At 35.8% G+C, this 22,493-nt stretch carries 18 protein-coding genes; 7 read left to right on the top strand and 11 right to left on the bottom strand.

Annotated features, from left to right (window positions below; all coding sequences use genetic code 11):
* Nucleotides 1–22: 22 nt before the first annotated feature.
* The 3 genes from BGO88_RS09410 to BGO88_RS09400 are packed head-to-tail and all read right to left on the bottom strand — an operon-like array spanning nt 23 to nt 2,492.
* Nucleotides 23–892 carry a ComEA family DNA-binding protein gene (locus BGO88_RS09410; RefSeq protein ID WP_286706707.1) on the bottom strand — a complete coding sequence of 290 codons (870 nt, stop codon included), beginning with the start codon at nt 890–892 and terminating at the stop codon, nt 23–25.
* A 50-nt stretch (nt 893–942) separates the two neighbouring features.
* Nucleotides 943–1,170 carry a hypothetical protein gene (locus tag BGO88_RS09405; RefSeq protein ID WP_056071361.1) on the bottom strand — a complete coding sequence of 76 codons (228 nt, stop codon included), beginning with the start codon at nt 1,168–1,170 and terminating at the stop codon, nt 943–945.
* A 53-nt stretch (nt 1,171–1,223) separates the two neighbouring features.
* On the bottom strand, nt 1,224–2,492 hold the full coding sequence (locus BGO88_RS09400; protein ID WP_286706706.1) for a DUF2851 family protein: 1,269 nt from the start codon (nt 2,490–2,492) through the stop codon (nt 1,224–1,226).
* A gap of 114 nt (nt 2,493–2,606) precedes the next feature.
* On the opposite strand from BGO88_RS09400, the gene BGO88_RS09395 reads away from it, so the two are divergent.
* Nucleotides 2,607–4,277, top strand: a complete 1,671-nt coding sequence (locus BGO88_RS09395) for a PNGase F N-terminal domain-containing protein (RefSeq protein WP_286706705.1) — start codon at nt 2,607–2,609, stop codon at nt 4,275–4,277.
* A gap of 61 nt (nt 4,278–4,338) precedes the next feature.
* On the opposite strand, the gene BGO88_RS09390 is transcribed toward BGO88_RS09395, so the two are convergent.
* The 6 genes from BGO88_RS09390 to BGO88_RS09365 all read right to left on the bottom strand — a co-directional run bounded on the left by BGO88_RS09390 (nt 4,339) and on the right by BGO88_RS09365 (nt 15,272).
* On the bottom strand, nt 4,339–5,700 hold the full coding sequence (locus tag BGO88_RS09390) for a pyridoxal-phosphate dependent enzyme (RefSeq protein ID WP_056069274.1): 1,362 nt from the start codon (nt 5,698–5,700) through the stop codon (nt 4,339–4,341).
* A 102-nt stretch (nt 5,701–5,802) separates the two neighbouring features.
* A complete protein-coding gene (locus tag BGO88_RS09385) occupies nt 5,803–7,773 on the bottom strand; it encodes a putative porin (protein WP_286706704.1) in 1,971 nt (656 codons plus the stop codon).
* A 93-nt stretch (nt 7,774–7,866) separates the two neighbouring features.
* A complete protein-coding gene (locus BGO88_RS09380) occupies nt 7,867–9,747 on the bottom strand; it encodes a S8 family serine peptidase (RefSeq protein ID WP_286706703.1) in 1,881 nt (626 codons plus the stop codon).
* 152 nt (nt 9,748–9,899) lie between these two features.
* Nucleotides 9,900–10,691 carry a hypothetical protein gene (locus tag BGO88_RS09375; RefSeq protein WP_286706702.1) on the bottom strand — a complete coding sequence of 264 codons (792 nt, stop codon included), beginning with the start codon at nt 10,689–10,691 and terminating at the stop codon, nt 9,900–9,902.
* A 9-nt stretch (nt 10,692–10,700) separates the two neighbouring features.
* Nucleotides 10,701–12,215: a RagB/SusD family nutrient uptake outer membrane protein gene (locus BGO88_RS09370; protein ID WP_286706701.1), complete on the bottom strand. Its 1,515-nt coding sequence runs from the start codon at nt 12,213–12,215 to the stop codon at nt 10,701–10,703.
* Between the two features lie 12 nt (nt 12,216–12,227).
* Nucleotides 12,228–15,272: a SusC/RagA family TonB-linked outer membrane protein gene (locus BGO88_RS09365; RefSeq protein WP_286706700.1), complete on the bottom strand. Its 3,045-nt coding sequence runs from the start codon at nt 15,270–15,272 to the stop codon at nt 12,228–12,230.
* 200 nt (nt 15,273–15,472) lie between these two features.
* On the opposite strand from BGO88_RS09365, the gene rnhB reads away from it, so the two are divergent.
* Entirely contained in the window at nt 15,473–16,072 is a 600-nt protein-coding gene (gene rnhB / locus BGO88_RS09360; protein WP_273239231.1) for a ribonuclease HII, read from the top strand.
* Here the strand turns inward: rnhB and lipB are convergent.
* Nucleotides 16,069–16,788 (bottom strand): lipoyl(octanoyl) transferase LipB, encoded by a 720-nt coding sequence (gene lipB, locus BGO88_RS09355; RefSeq protein ID WP_286706699.1) that lies wholly within the window; start codon nt 16,786–16,788, stop codon nt 16,069–16,071. The two genes, rnhB and lipB, sit on opposite strands and share 4 nt — an antisense overlap.
* A 241-nt stretch (nt 16,789–17,029) precedes the next feature.
* Between lipB and BGO88_RS09350 the strand changes: the two genes are divergently transcribed.
* The 5 genes from BGO88_RS09350 to BGO88_RS09330 all read left to right on the top strand — a co-directional run bounded on the left by BGO88_RS09350 (nt 17,030) and on the right by BGO88_RS09330 (nt 21,108).
* Nucleotides 17,030–17,725 (top strand): GEVED domain-containing protein, encoded by a 696-nt coding sequence (locus tag BGO88_RS09350; RefSeq protein WP_286706698.1) that lies wholly within the window; start codon nt 17,030–17,032, stop codon nt 17,723–17,725.
* Between the two features lie 184 nt (nt 17,726–17,909).
* On the top strand, nt 17,910–19,613 hold the full coding sequence (gene lysS, locus BGO88_RS09345) for a lysine--tRNA ligase (protein WP_286706697.1): 1,704 nt from the start codon (nt 17,910–17,912) through the stop codon (nt 19,611–19,613).
* A 193-nt stretch (nt 19,614–19,806) separates the two neighbouring features.
* A complete protein-coding gene (locus BGO88_RS09340) occupies nt 19,807–20,136 on the top strand; it encodes a hypothetical protein (protein WP_101471427.1) in 330 nt (109 codons plus the stop codon).
* Nucleotides 20,137–20,285: 149 nt separating this feature from the next.
* Nucleotides 20,286–20,705 carry a DUF4890 domain-containing protein gene (locus BGO88_RS09335; protein WP_286706696.1) on the top strand — a complete coding sequence of 140 codons (420 nt, stop codon included), beginning with the start codon at nt 20,286–20,288 and terminating at the stop codon, nt 20,703–20,705.
* A gap of 82 nt (nt 20,706–20,787) precedes the next feature.
* Nucleotides 20,788–21,108 (top strand): hypothetical protein, encoded by a 321-nt coding sequence (locus tag BGO88_RS09330; protein WP_056069238.1) that lies wholly within the window; start codon nt 20,788–20,790, stop codon nt 21,106–21,108.
* 51 nt (nt 21,109–21,159) lie between these two features.
* Here BGO88_RS09330 and hemL read toward each other — a convergent pair whose 3' ends face one another.
* Nucleotides 21,160–22,446, bottom strand: coding sequence for a glutamate-1-semialdehyde 2,1-aminomutase (hemL, locus tag BGO88_RS09325; RefSeq protein ID WP_286706695.1), 1,287 nt, complete (start codon nt 22,444–22,446; stop codon nt 21,160–21,162).
* Nucleotides 22,447–22,493: the final 47 nt, after the last annotated feature.

Here is a 22,493-nt window from a genome sequence, read left to right as displayed (position 1 = left end):
AGGGTATTTTTATGTCATTTTTTTAGAATTCCAAATATAAAGCAATTATTTTTATTTTTTCAACAGGAAAACCTTTAACTTTTGTTAAATCCTCAATAGTTAAAACCCCATTATTCATGCTTCTGTAAGTGACTATTTCCTTACTAACCGGATATCTAAAATACGGGAATTGAGACAGTTCTTTTACAGATGCATCATTTATTTTTATTTTCTTAATTTCCGTCAGTGATCCAACATAAAATTGCACATTTAGCTTTTCAATAACTTCCGGCGATAATCCCCATATGTCACTCATCTGCTCCATGCTGACAAAACCTCCCAGCAAATCTTTTTGCTTCAAAATCCGTTCAGACAAACCCGATCCGATTCCATATATTTTCACCAGGTCTTCCTGGGTCGCCTTATTGATATCGATAAGTGCTATTTTCTCTTTCTTAAACGCAGGCTGTTTTTCTTGTGAAAAATCATTCTTCTTATTTTTAACCCAATCCGGAAATTTGAAATACGGAGAAATGACATTTAACAATGAATCGGAAATTTTTGTGACTGTCTGAAATTCTTGTGCAGAATTTACATATTTATTTGCCTTTCTGAATTCCAGAAGCCTGTCTATTTCAATGGTAGACATCCCTAATTTATAGCCTTTATAATCTGTAATGAAATTAGGGTTAAAAGGATACATTTCCGGTTTACGGCTTGTCTTTGCAATTTTCAGGGAATCCATTTCTGTTTGAAGAGAAAGCCACTCTTGTTTTTCAACAGAGACGTCTTCCTTAATTGTCACATCAATAAAATAAGCCGTTAACTGTATTATCAGTATAATCATGAGTAGTACAAAAATACCCATGCGTTGTTTGGAATCAAACCTGAAGAAAGATTTGTTTATTGGCATATATAAGAAATTGGTTGGCGTAGAAAAAAGAAATGGTGTAAATAAAGAATTTACAAATCAAAAACGGAACTCCGTTTTGTATAGACAAGGTCTTTTAACCTGACCAGAAAGGCAAGTGTGAGATAAACCCCAAACCAGAGACCTACAGTAAAAAAGGAAATATAGATAAAAAACAATCGGACACTGGAAGCCCTCATCCCGAGCCTGTCTGCCAAACGGGACGATACTTCAAAGCCGTGCTTTTCAAAAAAGTGCCTGATGTTTGTTATAAACGACATATCATTGGAAAGTTCAAAAGTAAGCATTTTCCATTTTTTTAATACTACTATTTTCAGTTTTTCATGAGTTCGAGCCCAATTCCACATTCCAGGCAGCGTTTCTTGTTACAATATTCGTTTTTGAGCTGTAATAAGGCCTGCGTTTCATAGGCATTGTTCGCAACAATCCCAAAATCGCGGAACTTATCGATAATTATGTTTTTCTCTGCCGGAATTTCAGAAAGCAATTGTACAATCTCCTCAGAAATATCATTACCTACATAAGCAGCGTAAGCAAATTTTAGCGGAACGACGGTATTAATCAGTAATAAATCAATAAAAGTATTCGTAAGCTTTTTCTCTTTTCTGTGGCTTTGCCTGTCAAACTGGTAATGTTCGTTCCAATAGTCAGAAGCAGACACATTAAAGATTTTATAAAACTCTGCAAGCGATTTGCTTTCTATGACTTCCGAAAATAAATTTGGCTTTGAATGATACAGATTGGCCAATTGCGAAAGTCTGATCGTCGGAAAATTACTTGGGCGGAGTCTAAAAAACTGTACCGGTTCAACATATATTCTCTTCAAAAGATGCTTATTTCTTAAATAATCCCATCGTCCTTTCAAATCCTGAAAATAAACATCTTCATTTTCATTATTAAGCAATCCAGCCCGACCATAAAATAAGGCTTCCAAATTTCTGACTTCAAAACTTTCCTTTCTGATTTTCTGAAAAGGAATGGAAAGTGCCATCTTTAAAAAGGTTTCACCATTATTGTTTAGTCCGAAGTTTTTCGCCAAAAGGCAAAACAACAAAGCTTCCCAATCATTTAAGGTCTCTGAAAATGTATTCCATATCAATCGTGATTTTTTTTCAAGCCTTTCAAAAAACTGCCGTTCTTTCCAATTATCCAGCACAAAACTATCTACCGAGGCAATCTGTTTTTCACAAAAAAGCCAGGTTTTATCCAGCATTAGCGATTCGTAATTCTCCAACATTTTTCCAGAAACAAATTTACTCAGTTCCAAAACGGCAAGTTCCGTGTTGTCTTTTCTGAAAACTTCTGTATCATGTTCCCATACAACATGAAGAATTACATTGTCATAATTAGGATCAGTTTCATGGTTATGCAAATACCAGTCTGATGACTTGCGATGTATTTCAACATTTCCGGCCCATTTTTGGGCACCTATAACAATCTGGGCATTAAAAAAATCTGGCCCGGCTTTCTGAAGATAGAGCCCTGAACTGATAATAGTGAGTTTTTCTCCCTGAGTAGTGTATAATCGGGCAAGATCAAACTTTTTGAACTGCCAGAGAAAATGCAGAAAATCTTCTTTCATCTGTATGGATCTTAAAATTATTATTAGGCGTGTATTACTCAAAAGATTAACTAATGTAGCAAATATTATTTAACAAACAAATCTATCTTTGCGATACTAACTATTATATGAACCATGAAACTCTACTTCTTAATCATTTTTGCTTTTTTTACGATTGCTTCTACGGCTCAAAAAAACAACAAGGCCTATAAAATAACCTATTCCAGAACTTCAAACGGAAAAACAATCGAAGGCCAGGATCCTGTTTTGGTATTTTCGGATGCCAATGAATCTATCATTACTTCTGAAAACAATATTACCGGCAAAGCCGAATATCCTTTTGAAGAGACTTTTATTACCCAAAATTCTAATGTCATTCAACTTGCACGTCTTTCTGCCTCAAGAAAAATTTTTACTGTTGACAGCTTGTCTCTGGCAAAACAAACCTTTGAAATTGGAAATGAAACCCGCACTATTTTAGGATATAAATGTAAAAAGGCAAAGACGATTATCAACTCAAATACTATTGAGCTGTGGTTTACGAATGACCTGAACATTAAAGGTGCGTCAAGCATTTTAGGACAGAAATTAGGTTTGGTACTCGAAATGAACCGCAATAACAATTACATCATTACTGCTACAAAAATTGAAAAAATCAAATCGATACCAACCAGCTTACTTACATTAAAAAGTAACTTTTCAGCTATTGACGCTTTAACCTATCGCGACCTGCTGTGGAAAAGCCGATTTATTACCATTCCGGTTTTCGAAAACGAAGTCATTAATTTTTCCGATGCATCAAAATCAAACGACAGCATTCTCAGATTTGCCAACGGGACGATTATCCTGAAAAAAATAAAGTTTCCTGAAATCAAATCGGGCAGTCAGGTATTTGTTGACTTGAAAGAACAATCCAACGGAGATGCGTATGACAGGACTGGAACCGTTTTCGCCATTCCTGCCAAAGAAAAATTTTCTTTTATGGAAGGACTGAAAAATGGAGCCAAGACACTTCCTGTCTATGAGAACGGAAATGGAAAACAATATCAGGGCGTAATAAAAACAGGCGAGTTTTCGCCACTATTAGAATTAATGCGATTTTTTACTCCTTTTGGCATCAAACAGTATGGACACATACAGCTAAAAGATAAGACCTGGCACGAAAGTGTACCTTATCGTCAGGATATTTCAGAACTGTATTCTGCCTTGAGCAATCAGGAAGTTTATATAGGAACTTTTATTGGGAATTATGATAAAGGCGGGCATAAGATAAGCCTGAACATTACAATTCATGGAGAAGAAAGACAATCCCCTAAAGACACCTTCGTACTGCCTCTTTTCAACACGACCAACATCATGGAGATGGCCGGCCAGGAATATGCAACGATGTTCAATAATGAAAAAGGACTGGTTGTAGATTTCGTTTTGGAAAAAGATGTAAAAAATGCCAAACTCCGTTATATTACAACCGGACATGGGGGATGGGAAAATGGAGATGAGTTTGTTCCAAAGAAAAACACGATTCTATTGGATGGAAAAGAAGCATTCGGTTTTATTCCCTGGCGAATGGATTGCGGTTCTTATCGTCTTTTTAATCCGGCTTCAGGCAACTTCAACAACGGATTATCTTCGTCCGACTATAGCCGTTCCAACTGGTGCCCTGGAACAGTAACCAACCCTATGTTAATCGAATTAGGCGACCTTAAAGCAGGTAGGCATTCTATTCAGGTAAAAATTCCTCAAGGTCCTAATGAAGGCGGCGGTTTTAGTTCCTGGAATGTTTCAGGAATCTTAATTGGTGATTAATCCATTTTTTCAATAAAAAAAGCCTAACAAATATGTTAGGCTTTTTTTATTGTCTGAACTATTATTTTATAGAACCAATAATATCGTATTTGGTAATAATATGATGTTTCCCGTTACCCAAATCAACCAGTACTGCCTGATTGTCTTTGCTGAACAATTTAGAAACTTCTTCTATTGAAGTTCCCGATTTCACAATCGGATAAGGCTTGCCCATAACTTCCTTAATTGGTTTATCGGCTACATTTTTATCTGAAACATAGCTTTGGAATAAATCCGTTTCATCAACCGATCCTACAAAACCATTGATATCGATTACAGGAATTTGTGAAATTTTATATTTGCGCATTCTTTCAATGGCATGAGAAACTAATTCTTCTGTACGGACTACCACCAATGGTTTATCTATATGATCTTTGATTACGTCTTCCGCTTTTGTAATTTCTTCATCAAGGAATCCTCTTTCACGCATCCAGTCGTCATTGAACATTTTACCCACGTAACGACTTCCCGAATCATGGAAAAGAACCACAACGACATCCTCCGGCTTGAAATGCTCTTTTAACTGCAACACACCTTTTATAGCTGAACCGGCTGAATTACCAACGAAAATCCCTTCTTCCAAGGCAATTTTTCTTGTATAAACTGCTGCATCTTTATCGGTTACTTTTGTAAAACCATCTATTAGTGAGAAATCAACATTCTTTGGAAGGATGTCCTCACCTATACCTTCTGTGATATAGGAGTAAATTTCATTTTCATCAAAAATTCCGGTTTCATGGTATTTTTTAAATACAGAACCATAAGTATCAACACCCCAAATTTTAATATTAGGATTTTTTTCTTTCAGGAATTTTGCGACTCCGGAAATAGTTCCACCTGTCCCTACACCAACAACAAAATGCGTGATTTTTCCATCCGTCTGTTCCCAGATTTCCGGACCGGTTTGCTCATAGTGTGCTAAAGAATTGGATGGATTATCATATTGATTCACATACCATGAGTTTGGCGTTTCTTCGGCCAGTCTTTTCGAAACTGAATAATAAGAACGTGGGTCAGTTGGTTCAACATCTGTCGGACAAACCACAACCCGTGCTCCAACCGCACGAAGAATATCCATTTTTTCTTTGGACTGCTTATCAGAAATTACACAAATCAGCTTATATCCTTTTACAATAGCACCTAAAGCCAAACCCATCCCTGTATTACCAGAGGTACCTTCAATAATAGTCCCACCTGGTTTTAGTCGTCCGTCAGCTTCGGCGTCTTCAATCATCTTTACCGCCATTCTATCCTTAACCGAATTGCCGGGATTGAAGGTTTCTACTTTTGCCAAAACCAAAGCATCGACCTCTTTAGTGACTTTGTTTAGTTTTACTAAGGGCGTATTCCCTATAGTTTCTAATATATTATTTGCGTATTTCATGTATAATTCGTGATTTTTTTAAGCTACAAAGATAGGAACTACAAAATTAATTACGAATTATGAAGTATAAATTATACGCCTTCTGAGTTGCGATATAAAATCTTAAGAGAAGAAATTCCAAACCAATCCGAAACGCACGATAAAATCACGGTATGGATAATTAGGCGCCGAATAATAATTTTTATCCATAAAACCCGAATTGAAATGCTCTGCTTTCAGATAGACTCTTGTATTGCGAATCTTAGCATTTACAAAAAAGTCAAACGTTGGAAAACCTCCTATTTCTCTTTTGGTTTGGATGTAGAAGTCACCTATAACCGGATTGTAATCATTTGCATAATATTTCGAGAAATAGCTGAATGTTACACCTGTCTGTAAAAACATTGCTTTCTTGAAAACATGGGTAGAATAATAAAGCGTATTTCTTGTAACCAATTGTGGAACATTTATAATGTCATCGTCCTGGGCTACTTTTTGGTAAAGGACAGTATTGTCAAGCGCCCATTTTCTGAATTTAAATTCTTTAGAAACTTTCAGCGACAAATAATTAATTGCTTTGGAGTATTGTGCCGGTTTGATCGTTAATGTGTCCTGGGAGGTGCTTTCATTAAAAAAGTACAAATGATTTTTCAAGTTTGACACCTGCAAGGATGCATTTGCCCATTGCGTATTTGCATTTACGTTCAGGCTATTTATCTTTTCATTTTCAAAATTATTAGCCCAATTATAATCTATATAGCTACTTTGAAAAAGATTATATATATGATCCGGAACCTTACTCAGATTCTGATATTGGAAATGTATATTGTTTTTTTCATCAAATTTGTAGGACAGGTTCGCATCAAGCGTAAACATTTTCTGTTCGGAAATTGAGCTTGAAAATAAAAACCTTCCATTCCAATTGTTTTTTTGATAAGTGTATTGCCCGCCAACTAAATTAAATTTATCGGACAACAGGTTCCCAATGGTATAGGTTGGACTTTCTATTATTATACGGTTATAGAAATAATTGTATCTGAAATCTTCTATAAAAAACTGGAACTGCCCTAATGTACTGTTTTCATAAGTCGCCCCAACTTTATTGTACATCCTGTTATAACGGGTTTTATCATTTATGTTGCTTGACCTGTAGGAACTTCCAAATCTGGACATTCTGATTGTTCCTTGTGCAGGTGTAGTGATTGAGGTAACGATTGTTGGCTGTGTATATTCAAAAAACTTATTTTCGTAATTGAACTGGTGGTCTACATAAAGGTTGTTAGCACTCTTATTGGCATTGATTCTAAAATGATGGTCTATAAAATAACGATTCCCTTTAAGAATTGAAGTAGCATCTAAAAAATACACATCCAGCCTTGCCCTGTTGTCAAATTCACTATCGCCTCCTTCAAAGTCTTCCAGATTTACAATACCTCCATTTTCTCCATTGGTGAGATCCTGGCCGGTAAAATGTGCTTTTAAGAAATATCTTTCATTTGAGGTATTATAACTGGTCATAAACTTGAAATTCCCGTTACTTGAAAGCTGATTCACATATTTTCCAAGCGAACGCAAACCTCTGTATCCAATTGAAAAGTTTAACCTTTCTGACGTATTCAGGGTAATAAAAGCATCTATCATCTGGCCTTGCTCCATAACAGTTTTAAAATAAAGGTCTGTCATTGGCGTAGCAACATTATAGTATTTTATGTCGTCTACTTCAAGATAGTTGAAATGTTTTCCTGCGAATCCAAATCCCGGATAGGCTGTCGTTTTGTTATAGCTATAATCAAGCGTATTAAAAGTCTGTCCTTCGTTGGCAAAAGGAAGTAACCCGAAATTATCCTTCCGTAGATAATTGAATTTATATTCCTTCTGTATGGTTAAAGAAGTATCAACATAAGTAGTATCATGCTGCAGAGTGATAATCTTGTACATATCAATTGTAGCAATAGTGTCATTTTTGGCAGGTTCGGTTAATTGAACCTTTTTTTCTTTGCCCGCAGCAATATTCCCTTTTGTTTGTGGGTCTTTTGTTTGCGCAAAGACAAAAAGGGGTAATAAAAATAGCGCTACATAAAAAAACTTTGCCATTCAGATACAATTTGAGCAAAGATACTTTTTTTAAGTAAAATAAAAACATAAAAAAACCCGCTTTAAAAGCGGGTTTTGTATATACTTCAAGAATTATTGCTTGATGAATTTTTTGGTAACTGTTTTGTCTTCACTAGCAAATTTTGCAAAGTAAACTCCTGATTGAAGTCTTGAAACGTCAATAGAGTTTGATGACAAATCTTTACTTGAAAGAACCTGTTTTCCTGTTACATCATAAATTGAAACATCAGACAAAACAATTGAATTTGATACAGCAAAACTCAAACTGTTAGCAACAGGGTTTGGATAAATTGATATTGCATCATCAATCTTAGCCGTTTCTTTTGTACTCAAAACCTGAGGACCTGAAACAATCAATGAAAAGTTTTGTGAACCTCCTGTTAATGTACCTTTGTGAGTTACAACGATATTGTATGTCCCTCCAGGATTATCAACCTGTACTTTTTCATAGTTGTCTCTAAAGTTATCTTGAGTTCTTAAAGGAGCATTAAACGTGTTTGCAGGATCTAATGTCCAAGGAAAATATGTTGTATTATCTGTTTTAATTACTCTAACATCCAAATCATTTACAAGATTTAAATCTGTCGGGTCTTCAACTCCATTATTGGCGGTACCCGGCCTGTCTGTCCAAGAAATTGATACCATCAAAGGTTCAGTTCCGTTTACAGTTATAGATCTTGTATATGTCTGGCTGTTGTTCAGAGTCAGTTCATCAATTATTGTAGACCCAACATTTTTACCTGTAATAACATTAGCTGCCTTTTCAGCATTTAGCAAGCCCCATCCATACTCATAATCCGGACCATCATATATACCCGCCTCATCAGCTGTGTGCAACAGTAAGCCTTTCACAGTTGCTGCCCTCATGTAGTTATTAAAAATATTATGATAATGTTGCTGCATTAACACTACGGCTCCAGTTACAGCAGGTGATGCCATAGAAGTACCGCTTTTAAGTCCTGAGGCTGTATCTGAAGAAACCAATGTTGACCTCACACTTACTCCTTTAGCAACAATTTCAGGTTTAATTCTACCATCATCTGTTGGCCCCCAACTACTAAAAGAAGACATTACAACACTGTCCGGGCCTGTATAATTACTTACCTGGCTTACTGCACCTACAGTTAAGAAATTTTTCCCATTTTGCATTCCTCTTATTAGATTATATCCAAATTTTTGATTCAAATATGGACCAATTAGCGGATCTGCCGAATCATTCCTATCATTTCCAGCCGCTGTAACTGCTAGATAAAAAGGAGCATTGAAAGCAATCTGATCGAAAGATCTCGCCCTGGAATCATAAGCTCCAAAATTCCATCTTGCATTTTGTCCAATCCAATAAGAATGATTAGACACTAACATCCCGGAAGCAGCCTCAATAGCCATTTCACCATAATCATTATTCCAATCATAACTATCTGCTGAAGCATCAAAAGCTATACCTTTTAAAGAAGCAGTAAGCCCTTGTGCTACTATAGTTCCAGTAACGTGTGTAGCGTGATCATCAAGAGCTGCTCCATCAATAATATTAACCTTATTGTTAGGAAACTCAACATGGGTAGTTCTTGCTCCTCCGCCATCCCAGACAAATGCTTTCATACCTTGGCCTTGTACATTTAACCCTAATGATCCTCCAGAGTATAATCTATTCGTACGAATAGTTGCAGAAGATCCAGCATTTGATGTTACATAATAGGATACTTCACCATTTACAACATCATAAATTTCTTTTTTGGAAAACTCATCCTTTATTACCCTTGAAGCTTGAGGATTCTTTAGCAAATAATCATTAATTCGTTCTTGACGTTCTGCATATTCAGCCTGGAACTTTTTATTTAATTCCATCAGCTCAGGAACATTAGTATTCTTTATTACCTCTTTCAAATCTTCTTTAGATTGAGAGAAAAGTATGCTTGTGCAAAAAACACTAATTAAAACGTAATAGTTTTTCATAGTAAATAGTTTATAGAATGCCAAAAATAAATAAAAAAAGCGAGATATCACTTTCAAACTAAAATTTAACACCGTACAAAAAGTTTAAGTTATGACAAATAAAAACAGCTATAAGTTTCCTTATAGCTGTCCTTAATTATTATATTATAAAATTACTGTTTTGTAAAAATATCTTCTCCGTCAGGATATGCTCCTAAATTAGGAATGTAATATTTCACCTTAAGGGTAATTTTATTTGTACATGGATCTATTTTTGAAGTACCAACTGTAGCAGCTGACATTCTTAACCATAAGAATCCACCATTTGAATCGTAGTAACCTGTATTTTGGTCTGCAAAAGTAACATTGTTATCTGCATCATATGTCAATACAAGGTTTGGATTTGTAGTAGATGGGAAAAAATCTACAATTTCTAAAGTATTAGGAGCAGATCCTTCGATAATATCGTAGTCTCCATTATCCCAGTAATAAAGATTTCCACTGAAAACACCAACGAAATCTTCCATAACTAAAGGACAAACCTCATACATATTAATTGTTATTTTTTCAGTATCAGTAGATTCTTTAGCATTTAAGCCAGAAACTTCAAGAACAAGTTTTTTAACAACAAAGTCTAACAAACCATTATCAGTACCAGTTATAGTAGCAACTCCTTCATATGAATTTGCAGGAATAGTTATAGTTGCAGGAACACTGTAAGTAAGAGGATCTGCATTAGTTTCTTCTGTTACAACACTCAGATTATAAGTTCTAGCCACATTCGACTTGCTACTTGCAACGAATTTAATATCTACTGTAGAACTAGAGTTTACAACTACTGGCAGATTGTACGTACTAGCTTGGAAACCAAGATAAGTCGAACTATCGTTGTAGGTAACCCCATCTACATCTGAGCAGCTAATAAAAGATGCTACAGAAATTAAAAGGATAAAAAGTTTTTTCATAACAATAAATTAATAATTAGGATTTTGAACAATCGTAGGGTTTGCAGTAAGTTCTACTGTAGGAATTGGCAAAGTAAATCTATAATCACCAGCGGCCAAAGAAGTAGGAGCACTAAATGAAAAAGCATCCGACTCTAATCTATTGATACCTACATTAATCTCACCTCCAATACGCTTTAAATCAAGATATCTATGACCTTCAAAAGCAAATTCTTTTCTTCTTTCAAGCAATATATCTGTTAATGCACCATTTAAGCTAGTATATGTTGGTAGAACATTGGTAGTACTGATTCTCTTATCTCTAAGTTCTTTTACAGCTGTGGCAGCACCTAGAAAATCACTATTTCTAGCTTTACATTCAGCAACAATCAATTTTAGCTCAGAAGATCTGAATAATTTAACATCATTAATTGTAGGCCCATCTGTACTTCCAACATATTTACGTATTGGGAAATTATTAATAGCTAAATTCTCTGGCGTTACAACATTTCCGAAAATAACAACTCTTCTAACATCAGGGTTATTTGCACTATTTCCAGCTGGGAACAAATCGTACAATTGTCTTGAAGCTGTTAAGTATGGATCGATTGGACCTGTAGAATTAGTATTAAAATAAAATAAATTTAAAATACTATTATTGTTAAGAACTCTAGAAAGTTTAAAGATACATTCACCAGGAGCATCAGCATTACCATACATTTGTAAGTAGGCTGCTCTATTAGCTAAATCAAAAGCTGGAGTAGCCAAAATTGTAGTCGCAATACTTTCAGCAGTTGGATAATCTCCTTCTAACAAAGCAACTCTACATCTGATAAAGTCAACTGCTACAGGTCTTAAATAAATTACAGAATTATATGCTGTTACACCACTAGGTAAAGTTGTTTCACCATCAACCAACTGTAAACCTGCATTCAAGAAAGTTTTTGCATCAGTTAAATCCTGTTTAATAAATGCAAGAATTTCACCCACAGTATTTCTAGGATATACATCAAAAGGCGAACTTGGCACAAAATCCATTTTTATAATAGAAGGAGCCGAAAGATTCTTGTAATCCACAGTAAAATACTGGAACAAATCTAAATGACATAAAGCTCTTAATGCTAATAAATTTCCTTTAACGTGCTTAGCATTTCTTTGGTCAGCTTCATTAAAAGTAGGGAATAATCTATCATATGCTCTTAAAACTCTATTAATTCTGTTAATAGTAGCATATCTGTTACTCCAAACTGAGGTAGGCATATCAGAATTAGGCTGCATAAGGAAATTATACTCCTCAGCTCCTTGACCATTATTGTTTGGCCCTCTTCTTATGTTATCAGTAAACAAGTCATTAAATGCTATGGCATCACCTCCAAAATCAGGCCCATAAGCTGCATATGCTCCATTTAGCCCTGATCTTAAGTGGCCAATAGTCACATAGGCTTCGTCTTCAGGCAATTCATTATCTTGAATAATATCATACGCATCTGAGCACGACAATAGCATCAAGAAAAAAATTGGTAATAATAATATCGATTTTTTCATATTCTTTTTTTTTTAAAAATTAATTGATGTTCCAAAAGTAAAGATTTTTGGAGTAGGATACTGACCTCTATCAGTAGATCTAAAGTTAGATTCAGGATCCCAACCTCTCCAAGAAGAGAAAGTAACAATATTCTCAGCCTGGATAAAGAAACCAAGGCCTTTCAAGAATGTTCTGCTCAATTGGTCAGAAGTAAAGTTATAGCTTAATTTAATGTTTCTCAATCTTAAGTATGAAGCATCTTCAAGGTATCTGTCAGTACTATTGATATAATCAATTTCGTTGTATCCTTGACCAATTCGTGGAATAGAAGTGATATCACCAGGATTTTGCCAAGCATTTAGCAATGTTGTAGATCTGTTACCACCGTTGTTCAATGAACCTGATGTTCCATTTTCTAAAGTACCTAAGTCTAAGTTGTTTCTGTAAATATCAGCAACAAAGCTCCATTGTGTATATAGGTTGAACCCTTTGTAAGATACATTTGTATTGAAACCTCCTTGCCATACCGGATATTGAGACTTTCCAGTAAACACTCTGTTTGCATCAGTAATTGTTTCAGTCAATCCGCCATCAGCAGTTCTGAATAATGGGTTACCATTTGCCGGGTTAACTCCCGCGTATCTAACTACATAGAAAGAACCAATAGCTTCTCCTGTTCCAAGAGCAGTAGAACCTCCCTCAAATACTAAACCATTTGTAGATGGAGGTAAGTCCTTAATTTTATTCTTATTGTAAGATCCATTACCACCAACTGAGATATCCCAATCCTGGTTTTTGAAAATATTATAATTCAAGGTTAATTCAATCCCTTTATTCTCCATTGAGCCTATGTTAGTAACAATATTAGTATCTGAATGGATAGGAGAAATCGGCACACCTTGGAAAAGTTTAGTAGTTACTTTTCTATAAACATCCAAACTACCATTCAATTTATTTTGCCATAGACCAAAATCCAAACCAATATTTGTTTGAGCAATTTCTTCCCACTGAAGAGCTGGGTTTCCTAACTGAGTTAAAACTGTTGAAGTTGTACCATTATAACCTGTACCTCCACCATATAAGAAACGAGGGAAACTCAATGCAGAATATTGCGCATTAAGTATTCTTTGGTTACCAGAAGTACCGTAAGACCCTCTTAATTTCAACATATTAAACATAGAGCCTTCCATAAAGCTTTCCTGATCGATATTCCATCTACCTGCTACAGACCAGAAAGTACCCCATCTATTATCATCAACAAATCTAAAAGAAGCATCTCTTCTCACATTGGCACTAAAACCATATTTTTCAGCATAGTCATAATCAACCTGCCCAAAATAAGAGAATAAACCTTCCTGTACTTTACTAGAACCAATAGTTGGAATATAAGGAGGCAAAGTTCGGAAAGACTCAACTGTTGTTCCAGGAATAAACGCTGCACCAGTACCTGTCAATCTTGGATCTAAACCTCTTTTTTGGAAGTTAAAACTGTTGAAGTGAGCCTTATAATATTCAGTATACAAACCTACATTTAACGAGTGTTTCTCATTAAACACTTTGTTATATTTCAAATAAGTAGTACTGTTAAATCTGAAATCTCTTGAATTTCCTTCAGTATGAATACCACCAAATTGTGCTGCAGCACTTACCTGAAATGGCCCTAGTAAACTTAACGGATCAAGAATACTTAAAGTGTTGAAAGAAGAGTAGTCAACCCCTAAGTTAATTCCAGCCGTAAAATTATCTGTAAGTTTATAATCTGCATTAAAATTAGCTAAGATTTTAAGCTCATCTGAAAGGTTTTCATTCATTCTAGCAGAATTCAATAATACTAGCGGAGCATTAGTCGGCGTAAGAGCCGCTGTATCACCATAAGGTAATTCGAGATTAGGATCAACATAAGGTAAACCTCTGATAGCAGCCGTAAAAGGAGCAAAGAATGTTGCATTAGAACCGGCACCATCCTGACCTTTACTTCTAGAGAAGTTCACATTGATGTTTGAAGCATAAGTAAACTTTTCGTTATCAGATTTTCCGTTGAAGTTATTTCTAAAGTTAAATCTTTTAAAGTTTGTATTGATAAAGATACCATCTTGATCCATAAAACCTATGGATGTAAAGTTTCTTGAGTTTTTTGAACCTGAAGAAAATGAAATATCATGCTGTTGAGTAACTCCTGTTCTAAAGAACACATCTCTCCAATCAGTATTAATCAAAGCAGCCTCAGCAAGTTGAGCATCAGTCAAAGTACTTCCGTAACCGTCATTATATTTCTTTTGGAATTCCAAAATCTGTCTTGAGCTCATTACATCAAGATTAAATTTCTGAAGCTCAGTAATACCGTATTGTCCACGATATTTAATCTCAAGACTTTGTCCGAATTTAGCATTTTTAGTATTAATAACAATAACACCATTCGCACCTCTGTTACCATAAATAGAAGTAGCAGCCGCATCTTTCAAAACCGCAATCGATGCAATATCATTTTGGTTTATAGATCTGAATCCATCCTCATCAACAGGCATACCGTCAACAATAAACAATGGCTCTATGTTACCATTGATCGACCCAACACCTCTAAGAAGGATAGTACTATCAGCTCCTGGCTGACCACTACCTGTACCAATGTTCAAACCAGCCACCATACCTTGAAGGTTTTGAATTACCGAAGCATTTGATCTTTCTTCGATTTCATCAACACTTACAAAGTTTACTGCCGCCAAACTTTTAGGTCTTTTGGTGCTTGTATATCCAGTAACAATTACCTCATTAAGCATCTCGTCACCTTCTTGCATAGCCATATTTACTACACTTGAAGCCCCAATAGTTGCCGTTGAAGTTTTATAACCTACGAAACTAAACTGCAAAACCTCACCCTGACTTGCCGAGATGGAATATTTACCATCAAAATCAGTCTGTGTTAAACGAGCTGTTCCTTTAACTACAACATTAACACCTGGCAATGGCAAGCCCTGACCATCGGTAATTGTACCAGAAATAGTTTTCTCCTGTGCGAAGGAAAACTGCATTGAAAACGCTAGTAAAAGCGCAAAAATCCATTTGAACTTAGATCTCATATTTAAATTTATTTGAGTTAGTTATCTTGCAAACTTCTTAATAATTTCTTAAATAAACAAATATTACTTCGGAATAATATTTTTATTAACGCTAAAGAAGCCCAATATTTCAGATTTATGCAGATATCCTTCATATTAGATACACAAAATTCAAAAGGTTGCGTCATTTTTTGTATTTTTGCTAAAATTCCGAAATGTTAATGTTACTTAATAGTTACTCCAATTTAAACTTTGAATGCGGAACAGACGAGGCGGGACGCGGCTGTCTTGCCGGACCTGTAACTGCCGCCGCATTAATTCTGCCCGAAGATTTTCTTAATGAATTATTAAATGATTCCAAACAATTGTCAGAAAAAAACAGAGATTTCCTGAGACCTGTTATTGAAGAAAATGCACTATGTTTTTCTGTCACCCATATTGAGCCGGGAATTATTGATGAGATAAATATCCTGAACGCCTCAATACATGCCATGCAGGAATGTATAAAAAAGCTGAATCCCATACCTAACTATATCATAGTAGACGGCAATCGCTTTAAACCTGTAGCCAACATACCGCATAGCTGCATCATCAAAGGCGACAGCAAATACCTGAGTATCGCTGCCGCTTCTGTTTTAGCAAAAACATACCGGGATGAATACATGAATCAAATTCATGAAGAATTTCCAATGTATAATTGGAAACAAAATAAAGGCTACCCAACTAAAGAGCACAGGGAAGCCATAAAGAAATATGGCACGACCAAATACCACAGGATGTCGTTCCGTTTATTGCCAGAGCAGTTAGAAATTGAATTTTAAACCATCGCAGCCTTAAAAGTAACAAACTGCGATTCGAAGAGTTCCGTGAAGTGTTTTTTTATTTTTTCTTTCACCTCTTCCATATCTATTTCTTCCATGCCAAGCTCTACATTTAAGGATGTCACCGATTTGCCCCGTATTCCACACGGAATAATATTATCAAAATACCCCAGGTCAGCATTTACATTCAAGGCAAAACCATGCATGGTAACCCAACGCGAAGCCCGTACTCCTAAAGCACATATTTTTCTTGCAAAAGGCGTTCCTACACCCAACCAGACACCGGTTTCCCCTTCGCTTCGGGTTGCAGTAAGCCCATAATCTGCCAAGACACGAATAAAAACCTCTTCCAGAAAACGGAGGTACTTGTGAATATCTGTAAAAAAGTTTTCCAAATCTAAAATCGGATAACCTACAATCTGTCCAGGCCCGTGATAAGTAATGTCACCACCCCTATTTATTTTATAAAAAGTGGACCCTTTGCTCTCCAATTCTTTTTCACTCAAAAGCAGGTTGTTAAAATCTCCGCTTTTTCCTAGTGTATAGACATGCGGATGTTCTACAAAAAGAAAGTAATTTGGCGTATTCAGTGCCAACTCTTCCCTTCTGTTTTTTATTTTTAAATCAAGAATATCCTTAAAAAGGCTTTCCTGATATTCCCAAGTATCTTTATAGTCTTTCCGGCCCAAATCCAGAAGCTGAATCTCTTTATTCATAATCCAAACTTTATCAATACAAAGATACTAACTTAAATACCACAATTTACACAGGCTGAAACACAAACAAACCATTAATACAAATAGTTAAATATTAACAAATTAAATATATTAAATTTATTTTATTTAAATTTACATATACACATTCTTAAATAACAACCTCTAAAACCACATTATTATGAATTGGAAAACTACTTTTAAAAATCAAAAAAAACAATTTACCCGTATTAGATTTCACAATATGAAGTTTATTTTCGGAATTCTTTTTTGTTCGTTAGGATTTCAGGCACATTCTCAATACTGCCAGCCAGTATTGGACTGCACCGATGACGATTTAATCCTAAATGTTTCAATAGGAACATTGACCAATGCCAGCACATGCGGCAGTAACGGATACAGCAATTTTACAGCACTGGCAGCACCTAACCTTAACATGGGATCCTCTTATCCTATTTCAGTGACTGTAGGAGATGGATGGTCAAACGAATCCGTAAGCGTATGGATTGATTATAACGGAAACAACTCTTTTGAAGCTTCTGAATTCACATACATCGGCACTGGAAGTGGCAGTGTTGTAACCGGAAACATCACGATTCCAACAACAACTACAGTCGGAAACAAAAGAATGAGAGTTCGTGTGGCTGCAGTTGGCGCAGCAGCAGCTACAGATGATCAGGCTTGTGATGAAGATTCCGAATATGGAGAAACAGAAGATTATACTGTCAATATTCAGCCTGCCTTAGGAATTGATGAAATAAAAAACCAAAACAAACTGGTTGTATCAAACTCAAATAGCCTTTTAAACATTAGCAGCTCCAATAGCTTAATAGACAGCATTGAACTTTATGACCTTACCGGTAAACTAATTTACCATAAAGCCAATATTAAAACAACTCTTCCAGTTTGGACAACTCCTTCTTTAGCAATCAAATTTTAGTACTAAAAATATTGACTTCAGACCAGGTTGTGCATATTAAAAAAATAGCCAACTAACAGACTGAAATTCTACCTTTAAAAAGGCTGCCATTTAAATGCGTAGCCTTTTTTTTCATCTTTTCATTTTTTTGATTTTCTGACATACCAACTTTTAATTATCTTTGCACCCTTAAAATTAACACTATATGCAACTTTCAGAACAAGAAATCATCAGAAGAGAAAAGTTGGGCAGACTGAGAGAACTCGGCATCAACCCATATCCGGCTAATTTGTTTCCAGTGACACACACTTCGAAACAGGTCAAGGACACTTTTGAAGAAGGAAAGAAGGTGATTGTTGCAGGTCGTGTGATGAGTACACGAATTCAGGGAAAAGCTTCATTCGCATCCTTACAGGACAGCGAAGGACGTATTCAGATTTATGTAAATCGTGACGAATTATGTACCGGCGAAGATAAAACTCTTTATAACGAGGTTTTTAAAAAATTGGTTGATTTAGGTGATTTCATAGGTGTTGAAGGAACCTTGTTCACCACACAGGTAGGCGAAAAATCAATCCTTGTGACCAATTTTTCCCTGTTAAGCAAAACGCTCCGCCCATTGCCATTACCAAAAATCGACGCTGAAGGTAACCTTCACGATGGTTTTACAGATCCGGAATTGCGCTACCGCCAGCGTTATGTTGACCTGGTTGTAAATCCGCAAGTAAAAGAAGTTTTCGTAAAAAGAACAAAACTGTTCAATGCCATGCGTAACTTTTTCAATGCGGCAGGATATATGGAAGTAGAAACTCCTATCTTACAATCTATACCGGGAGGGGCTGCAGCCAGACCATTTATTACGCACCACAATTCCTTAGATATTCCTTTATACATGAGGATAGCCAATGAATTGTATCTGAAAAGATTGATTGTAGGTGGTTTTGACGGTGTATATGAATTTTCTAAAAACTTCAGGAATGAAGGAATGGACAGAACTCACAATCCTGAGTTTACCGCCATGGAAATTTATGTAGCTTACAAAGACTATAATTGGATGATGGAATTCACAGAAAATCTTCTGGAGCATTGTGCCACAGCGGTAAACGGAACTCCTGAAGCGACATTTGGCGAACACAAAGTAAGCTTCAAAGCCCCATACACCCGTGTGACAATGACAGATGCCATTAAAAAATATACGGGTTTTGATATTTCCGGAAAATCAGAAAAAGAAATTTTCGAAGCTGCGCGTTCTATGGGAATTGCAGTTGATGAAACTATGGGTAAAGGAAAGTTAATTGATGAAATTTTTGGAGAAAAATGCGAAGGAAACTTTATCCAGCCAACTTTCATTACCGATTATCCAAAGGAAATGAGTCCGCTTTGCAAAGAACACCGTAACAATCCGGAACTTACAGAACGTTTTGAGTTGATGGTCTGCGGAAAAGAAGTAGCCAACGCTTATTCTGAATTGAACGACCCTATAGACCAAAGAGAACGTTTTGAGGCACAGTTGAAATTGTCTGAAAGAGGTGACGATGAAGCCACACAGTTTATCGATTATGATTTCCTTAGAGCTTTAGAATACGGAATGCCTCCTACATCAGGATTGGGAATTGGAATGGACAGATTGATAATGTTCCTAACCAACAATGCTTCTATCCAGGAAGTATTATTCTTCCCACAGATGCGTCCTGAGAAAAAAACAGTAGAAGTCGAGCTTACGGCAGAAGAAAAAGGGATTATCGAAATCCTGAAAACTAATGAAAATGCCATGCCTTTAAACCTGTTAAAAGTCAAAGCAGATTTGAGTGGCAAAAAATGGGATGCTTCTATGAAATCGCTGGCAAAACATGCTTTAACAAAAGTATCTATTGAGGGTGAAGACAAAATAGTCCACTACATCGGATAATATGGCTTGACACAATATTCAAAAAGACTGTTCCTTGGACAGTCTTTTTTTTATTACCAGAATCGTAATAACTTTGAAAAGCAGCAAAACCTGTTAAAAAATTACATAACCATCAATTTTACAATTATATTTCTTTGATTTTATTTTTAAATGATTTAGATTTGGTTTCTTAAACCTAATCAAATCAGCTATTATGAAAAAAATACTTGCTATTCTTGCCTTTTTCCTTGCATTCTCAATTGGAGCAAGTGCACAAGAATCTCAAAAAGACGCTTATGCATCTGCCCAAGCGGATTTTGCTGCACTAAACGCAGTAATACCTATATCTAAGAAAATAGAAAAAGACATCAAGGAAACGCTTTATGATAAACATAAATTTTTAATCTCACGAACTGATGTGACCGCAGAACAAAAAGCTCAGCTTTCTACAGAAATTGAGACAAAATTAGCTGAGATATTATCTCCTGAACAATTCAGAAAGTTAAAAGCAAACCAACAACTCTTTAAAAAATTAACTCAATAATTTTTTAGAATTATATACAAAAAAAACCGCCCTATGGCGGTTTTTTTATTTTAAATCCTAAATAAATACAAAAAATACAACTGGAGATTAAACCTTTCTTTCCTACTTCGGTCTTATTATTAAACTAAAAATTTAAAAAAGAAAAGATTATGAAAAAAATGTTTGTATTTGCAGTATTGATGATAGGAATGGCATCATTTGCACAAGAAAAACCAGTTGTCAAAAAAATGGACAGAGCTAAAATGGAAAGGTTAACACCGGAACAGCGTAATGAACAGCACTTGAAAAAACTGACTACAGATCTCGGTCTAAACGAATCCCAACAAAAACAAATGGCTGCGTTACTTTCCGAACAGTCTGCAAAAAGAGAGGCTAAAAAAGCAGAAAGAGAAAAATTAATGCAGGCAAAACGTACGGAAAGAAATGAAGAAATGAAAGCTTTCGACACTAAGGTTAAAGCTATTTTAACTCCGGACCAATCTAAAAAATGGGACGAAATGAAAGCTGAAAGACGCGAAAAAGTAAAAGAAAAAGTTCAGGAAAGAAGAAAAAGAGCTGAAAAAAAGTAAGTAAATATTGAATGTTTTTTGAAATTATCGTATTTTGGCTTCAAATTTGATATACTATTATCAAAACAAATTCATTTTAATCATGAAAAAATTTATTGCTATTCTATCGGTATTTTTTGCATTCACGATTGCTTCATTTGCTCAGACAAGTCCTGCTGATCTTGCAAAAAAAGATGTTGCTTCCTTATCCGAAGCAGTAACATTAAGCGAGCAGAATAAAGCCACTTTTCTGGAACTTTTCAAAAAGAAACATGAAGCGCTATCGAAGCCAGGACTTACTGATGACAAGAAAAAAGTAATTTACAAATCGATTGATGCTAAATTGAGAGGTACTTTAAGTGCGGAACAGATGGCAAAAATCGACAGCAATCCTGAATTATTAAAACAACTGACTCAGAATTAATCTTCTGAGATTCAATAAAAAAAGGCTTTCCAATTGGAAAGCCTTTTGTATTTAGAATTGTTTTGATACTTTATCGACAGCATTTATTGTAAAATCTAAATCTTCATAAGTCAGCGCATCTGTAATGAACCAGGTTTCATAAGCCGATGGCGCTATATAAACTCCTTCCTGTAACAAACCATGAAAGAATTTCTTGAAATTTTCATTATCTCCTTTTGAAGCCGATTGCAAATCGGTTACCGGACTTTCATCAAAATGTACCGAAATCATTGAACCTACCCGGTTAATAGTAAAGGCTACGCCATTAGCAGTTAGCTTTTCTCTTATTCCTTTTTCCAAATAAGCTGTTTTTTCATCCAATCTTTTAAAAACATCGGCATCGGCATTCAGAGCTTTCAGCATTTCAAGACCTGCTGCCATTGCCAAAGGATTTCCAGACAACGTTCCTGCCTGATATACAGGCCCGACAGGGGCCAGATAATTCATAATTTCATTTCTTGCAGCAAACGCTCCAACCGGAAGTCCACCGCCTATAACCTTTCCAAAAGTGACAATGTCTGCTTTGATGTCAAAAAGCTCTTGCGCTCCTCCTTTTGCAAGGCGAAACCCTGTCATGACTTCATCAAAAATCAACAGCGCACCATTTTCATTACAAAGACTTCTTAAAGCCTTTAAAAAGCCCTCATTTGGAGGAATACAACCCATATTTCCTGCTACAGGTTCAATAATTATAGCTGCAATTTCATTTTTATTAGCATTGAACAAATCAGCCACATTTTGAATATCGTTGTATCTGGCCAACAAAGTATCTTTTGCCGTTCCCTGTGTTACTCCGGGACTGTTTGGCGCTCCAAAAGTAATGGCTCCGCTACCGGCCTGGATTAAAAACGAATCGGAATGTCCGTGATAACAACCAGAGAATTTGATAATCTTATCTCTCTTTGTATAACCTCTTGCCAAACGTATGGCACTCATACAGGCCTCTGTTCCAGAATTTACAAACCGGATTTTATCAATATTCGGAACCATAGAAACTGCCAAGTCCGCAATTTCTGTTTCCAAAGCAGTAGGCATACCAAAAGAAGTTCCCAACTTTGCCCTTTCAATTACAGCATTGACAACCGGATCATAGGCATGTCCTAAAATCATTGGCCCCCAGGAATTAATATAATCCACTAGTCTGTTTCCGTCTTCATCATACAGATAAGCTCCTTTAGCAGATTTTACAAAAATTGGTGTGCCTCCAACAGCTTTAAACGCACGAACCGGAGAATTGACTCCTCCGGGAATTACTTTTTCAGCCTGAGCAAAAAGCTGGCTGCTTCTTTGATATAACATACTTTTAATTAACAACCCCGGCAGGGTTTGGAATCCTGCCAGGGTTA

This window comes from Flavobacterium sp. 38-13 (assembly GCF_001899155.1).
Classification (GTDB): Bacteria; Bacteroidota; Bacteroidia; order Flavobacteriales; family Flavobacteriaceae; genus Flavobacterium; species Flavobacterium lindanitolerans.
Note: the sequence above shows the minus strand (reverse complement) of the source record. Positions and strands in the feature narration are given on the sequence as shown.